The following is a 6,142-nucleotide window of genomic DNA, read 5'->3' as shown; positions in this document are numbered from 1 at the left end:
GGACATAAAAAGACCCCCAATAATTGGTGTCCAACTATTGGGGGTCAGTTCATTATGCGGCTTTTTATTTGGCTGTGATAAACTGTGTTTAGATGAATCTGGACACAAATTATGACAAGCCTAACCAACACGTTTCTGAATACACTTTCCGATATCGCCCAACATAATGACCACCGTTTCGGCGTGGTGTTTAATGGCAGTGCGACATGGCAAAATTCCGCTATCTCTACCTATCTAATTGGCGCAAACACACAAAGTGTTTTCCAAATCGGTGGCACTCCGTTTGAAGGGGTAATGCATGAACCAGTAAAGAAAGGTCAGCAACTTCTCGGTCGCGAATGCCAAGTGTTGGTGTGTGATTTTAGAGAGCAGTTTGATGCAAACGGTTTTAGCGCTGCGCTTGGTGCGTTAGTGGGAGGTGGATTATTGTTGGTGCTGCCACCAAACATCAAAGATCCTGAACACACCGAAGATTCGGCGTTTGGTGAATGTTGGCTCAAAACTCATTTTGATAAACTCATCTCAGTTTCCCAAAGCGATGAAGCGTCGGGATTGAAGTGCAGTTTTGATTCGCTTCCGCAAAAACGCATTGAAGCAACCCGTCTAAATCGATTTGAGCAGCAGAATGTCGCCATTGAGTTAGTCAAAAAAGTGGTGTCTGGTCATCGAAAGCGTCCTTTGATTTTAACTGCAGACAGAGGCCGTGGTAAAAGCTCGACGTTAGGTATTGCAGCAGCGCAGCTTTTGGCTGAACGTCCTGGATTCAACATTGTTGTGACAGCTCCATCTGTTAAGGCCATTGAGCCTGTTTTTTCGCATGCGCAACAAAGACTCGACGGTTGTGAAGCCCTTAATGCCACTCATGTTTGCTACCAAGGTGGCAGCCTTAGATTTGTCGCGCCAGACGAATTACTAAAGTCCAAGCCTGATTGCGATCTGTTGTTGGTTGATGAAGCAGCGGCGATTCCCATTCCAATGTTGAAGTCTATGGTTGATAGTTATCACCGCATGGTTTTTTCAACCACGGTTCATGGCTATGAAGGGAGCGGTCGAGGTTTCGGAATCAAATTCGAAGCATGGCTTTCCAAGCATCGCCCAGGCTGGAAAGGATACAGACTTGAACAGCCTATCCGTTGGAATAATAACGACCCGCTTGAAGCTTGGTTGTTTGATTGTTTCTTACTTGGTGCAGCCTCATCAATTGATACGGCAGAGCACCAAGTTGAAGTGCTTTCTAATGAGAAACTCAACTCACTAAGTTTGGTCGAGTTATCCAAGCAAGATTGTTTAGCTAACCCAAGTAAGCTCCATCAATGTTTCTCTCTGCTGGTTGATGCTCATTATCAAACATCTCCAAATGACCTGATGCAGTTCCTAAGCAACTCTGCGATTCAATTGTACGCCGTGTGGCAGCAAGAAGAGTGTTTGGGTTGTATGTTGGTCACGCAAGAGGGTGGGTTAGACAGCGAATTGATTTCCCAGATTCAAATTGGAAAACGCAGACGACAAGGCCATCTGGCCCCAGTGTTGTTAGCTAATCAACTTGGCGCAGCACAAGCGGCAACGAGCCGCTGTATCAGAGTCATGCGTATCGCGGTTTCAACACGTCACCAAGGTCTTGGTATTGGCAGTTGGATGCTGGACAAGTTGTCACTGCATATTGAACAAGCCGACTACTTAGCGACGAGTTTTGGAGCGACAAGCGATTTGATTGCATTCTGGCGTAACAACGATTTTGCTCCAGTACATATTGGCCATCAGCGTGATCAGGCAAGTGGTTGTCACTCTGTGCTAATGGTTAAGCCTCTTAATGCCAATTCTGAAAGTTGGGTCAGCCAACTTCTGCAACATTTTGAGCGCAGCTTTTGTTTTGTCGTTTCGGGTTCACTAGCCTCTCTTGAAGTCGATATGGTGCGTGCACTGCTGCCAACTTATTGTGAATCAATCTGCGAGCTTGAAGCCCAACTTATCAAGAACTATGTTGAAGGAGGGAATAGTTACGACAGCATTGGCTACAGTGTGTTGAAGTTGGTGCTTATTAGTAATGCACGTCAAGCTCAGGTAGTCCCCCTCGATTCTACGAATGTCGTTCATTCTTCCGTTTCTGATTTGTTGCTTGCCAAAGTTGTTCAACAGAAAGGGTGGGGGAGCTGTGTTGAACAATTTAACTTTGTTGGGCGTAAGCAAGCTGAGGCTCAATTCCGAAAAGATGTAGAAGCCTTATTGGTGAATTTACAGTGTAAATAGCGACAGCCAATTTCAAATGTGATTTACAGTGTAAATTAGAATGTTGAATTTACACTGTAAACTGTCCCTTAATCCCAAGCCTTCTGCCTCATTTCGATTCCACTCCCTCAATTTCTTATTTAACTCACCACATCACAGGACAGTGAAACTTCAAATCAAACCGTGTGAGAATTGTCGCTTTGTCTTTGTAAAGGTGAGGCAAATCATAAAATGAGTACGTCTTAATTATGAGTCATCTTTGCAGCCACGAAAGTAAGTGATGTGACGCTGATTATTATAATGTGACGATTCTAAGCTCAGATTGATTTATATAGACTGAATAACAACTGAGTCATTAGGGATACTCAATTCGAATGTGGGATAACATCGTTACACTGTCGGAAGATAAGCAACAAGTGATGGCATGTCTGCCGTCAGGGTTTGTGGTTGATGCAAGCTTTGATAATAAGACACTGCCACCAGCCTTGGAAGCCATAGACGCATCAAGCTATTTTCTTTTTGAAGAAGAAGTGCTGCGTTTTGTCTCTCTTGCTAAAGAAGGCAAAGGAGAAGCTTACGAAGGTATTTTGATTGCTGAAGTTCGTGACGCCAGTGTAGAGGTGCAACTATCCGATGATGAGATGTTAGCGAGTCTTGTTGTTACTGGTCCATACAACGGAAATCCTCTGCGCGGTAGTGACATCATTCATTGTCTAGCCCAAGCTCACATCACTAAAGGGATTAATAAGTTAGCCCTCAGAAAAGTATTAATGATGAGTAGTAAGCTTAGGCCGGGAGAAAAGTTTACTCAGCCTGTCGCTAAAGGCACTAAGCCGATCAGGGGGAAAGACGCTAAGTTTGCAGCGCTTGTGGAAGACATTACGCGCCACGTTCTAAAGCCCCGAAGTAAAGACGAAGGCAAGATTGATATGCGGGATTTGGGAGAAACCATCACCGTTGGATTGAATGACCAATTGATGAAGCGTACTCCCGCGACTAAAGGCGTCGCTGGCTTTACGGTTCAAGGTCGAGTTATCCCGCCAATCCCTGGACAAGACAGCTTAATCAAGCCTGGTAAAGGCTCGTACATTTCTCCTGATGACCCCAATCTATTGCTCGCTTCCCATCCTGGCTTACCCATCATTAAAGATCGAACCATCGAAGTGGATGACGCATTGTGTGTTAGCAATGTCGATGTCTCTACTGGACACGTCAAGTTTAAAGGTAATGTGTTTGTCTCTGGCAACATTGAACCAGGCATGGTTGTGAAAGCCACAGGGAGTATTACCGTCGGCGGTTTTATTGAATCGGCTGAAGTTCAGGCGCAAGGCGATATCAAAGTCGCGAAAGGAATCATCGGACATACGACCAAAGAGGGAGAACCGAAAAGCTGTAAGGTATTTAGCAAAGGGTCTATCACGGCAAGCTATGCTCAAAACGCCGAATTACAGACGGCGGGCGATATACGTTTTGGCGTGCACAGCATGAGTAACGAAATACGCTGTGGTAACAACCTTATTGTGATGGACTCACTCAAGAAGCACGGCACACTCAGTGGCGGTGAAGCGAAAGTGGGTGGCAAGGTGGAGTGCGTTTTCTTAGGTGTTGAAGGAGATACTGCAACTAAGGTTCATGGTTTTGCACGCTATGATGGTTACCGACATAAGATTGCTGAACTTAAGGAAATTTATAGACACGCGCAAGAACAGACTATGGACGTAATTCGACAAGAGCTTGAGTTTAAGAAATTACCTAAAGCAGAACGAAGTGAAGAACAGGCGTTACAAATAGAGCAGCAGCGCGAGAAGAACAATCACGCCATAGAAAGCACTAAACAAAAGCTCGATACTCTGGAAGCGGAATTTGAAACGAACCTAGCAGAATGCACAGTAGAAGCTCACGAAAAGGTTTATACACGAGTCACTGTGCAGTTTGGTGATGAAACGGTGACAACCAAGCGCACCCATGGGGGAAGCGTGTTTTCCTTCAAGCAATACGAGATTCAATGTTCCTTTAAGATGGAACAAGAAGACATTTCACTATAAAAGGCGTCGGTGTGCGGCGCCTCTATCAAAAATATCCTCATCACCACCTCTCTTTAATCAGAAGACCACACCGAGCGAATGTCTGGCCATCCCCAGTTGGTGAGTGCGACATCTTCTAACACCCCTTGAAATCGTAATGTTTGAGTGTGATGAAACATTGGCGCAATCCAGTACTCACTGACCAAGGTTGAAGCGATAGGCTCTAACGCCGTTAGGTAATCTTCCAGCGGGGTACTCGCTCTTAGGTTTTCCAGTTGCTGATCAAGCCAACTGGCATTTGCTTCCCCTAAAGTGTGGTACAGCACGTTGTTACAGTAGAAGTTAGAAAACGCTGAAGCATGACGGTTATCATCTAAATTGATATTGGTTAAGATCAGTGTTTCATCGAGTGTGCCGTTGTTCGCTTTCTCACTCAACTCTCGATAGGAATACATCACCATTTCAACCATGCAATTGTGCTCGGCAAGTACTGAAGAAATAGCCCGAGCGCATCGACGCAATGCTGTGTAGTTGTATCCAGCAATGGTAATGGTTTTTGGTAGCGCGCTGAATTCACCAAATGGGCGTAAAACGGGCTTCCAAACAGGTAATAAGTTGTTGGCAACGACACTGCCGTAATGAATCTTCTCTTTGCGAAATACTTCGAGTAGTCGCTGCGGCTGAATTAATTCTGTAATACAACACCGTTGGGCACGTGTTAACGGATGCTTAGCATGATGGTTGAATAACGCGAACAAGCAGCCGTCTTCAGTGCGACTGTGTTGACTCGAGTGAGTCGCATTAGGCGTTTGTATTGAGACTTCAATACCGCTTGTCGTTTCAGATACTTGGATCGGTGTATTACTGGAAAGCGACGGGTTCTCCATTTTCTCGTCGTTGACGCTCCAAATCGTGACTAAGTCGACTAATACACGACACGAATAGTAGCCATCGAACGCTTGCAGTTTAAGCTTATTTTTGTCGTGCTCGATCACTGTAAATGGACCACTGCCAATCACAGCATTGTTGTTTGCGACATTAACTTGGTTTGCTGGTTGAATACCGTATTTGACACCAGACACAAGCCCTGCGAACCCTTGATCTGGTTTGCTTAGTGTAAATACCACTTTCAGTGGATGTGGGGCGCTGATGTCGCTGACATGCGCGAGCTCTTTTTGATAATAGGGAAGGGCACTGAGTTTAGCAAAGAGGCTCACAATGGTATCAGCGTCAATTGACTCGTCGTTGTGGAACGTAAGCCCGGGACGAAGATGGAATGTCCATTGATAGCTCGCTTCGTCATAGCGCCAGTGGTGAGCGAGTTCTGGTTTGATAACGCCATTGTCATGGCTGGATACCAAGCAGCAATACACCTGACGCAAGAAGAAGCGCTCGCTACAGCGGTGTAATTGGTGTGGCACAATGCGTTCAAACATTCGCTTGTATGTGAGTTGGATACTGACACGGCCTTCCTGAACAGAAGCCCCTGAGGTGGTTTTCAGCAGGCGGCCAAACGTTGCTTCGTCTTCATCCACAATAGCCAAAGCTTTCTCATACTTGCCTTGTTGGATTCTCTCTAGAGCAAGGCTCTCTTTGAGTGCGCCTAATTCGATATTTAACAGTAGCGAAGATCGTTGGTTTCGACCGGCTTTTGGTAGCCAGGTTAACCAAGCTAGCTCTTGCATTTGTGATAACAGGTTGCGAGCATGTCGAGGAGAAGTACACAGTAAATCAGCCACTTCTTGTACTGTGGTTTTCATTTCGCTGCCGACACCAATGGGTGCGATTCGCTGATAATACCTAAGCAGGTTGAGATTAGACACCAAGAGCCCTTTGTTAATGGATAGCCTGGTATTTTACTCAACTTAACTTCGAGAAAATAAGAAAATGTT

At 45.4% G+C, this 6,142-nt stretch carries 3 protein-coding genes; 2 read left to right on the top strand and 1 reads right to left on the bottom strand.

The features are described 5' to 3' along the window. Positions 1 to 111 precede the first annotated feature (111 nt). Complete coding sequence (locus tag JC606_RS18445) at positions 112 to 2,247, top strand: GNAT family N-acetyltransferase (RefSeq protein ID WP_198779137.1); 2,136 nt, start codon at positions 112 to 114, stop codon at positions 2,245 to 2,247. Between the two features lie 353 nt (positions 2,248 to 2,600). Further along, positions 2,601 to 4,271, top strand: coding sequence for a FapA family protein (locus tag JC606_RS18440; RefSeq protein WP_198779136.1), 1,671 nt, complete (start codon positions 2,601 to 2,603; stop codon positions 4,269 to 4,271). A 53-nt stretch (positions 4,272 to 4,324) separates the two neighbouring features. On the opposite strand, the gene JC606_RS18435 is transcribed toward JC606_RS18440, so the two are convergent. Then, on the bottom strand, positions 4,325 to 6,073 hold the full coding sequence (locus JC606_RS18435; protein ID WP_198779135.1) for an SgrR family transcriptional regulator: 1,749 nt from the start codon (positions 6,071 to 6,073) through the stop codon (positions 4,325 to 4,327). Between the last annotated feature and the right edge of the window lie 69 nt (positions 6,074 to 6,142).

Source organism: Vibrio sp. IB15 (genome assembly GCF_016406055.1).
Taxonomy (GTDB): domain Bacteria; phylum Pseudomonadota; class Gammaproteobacteria; order Enterobacterales; family Vibrionaceae; genus Vibrio; species Vibrio chagasii.
This window is presented reverse-complemented; position numbering and strand designations above follow the sequence as displayed.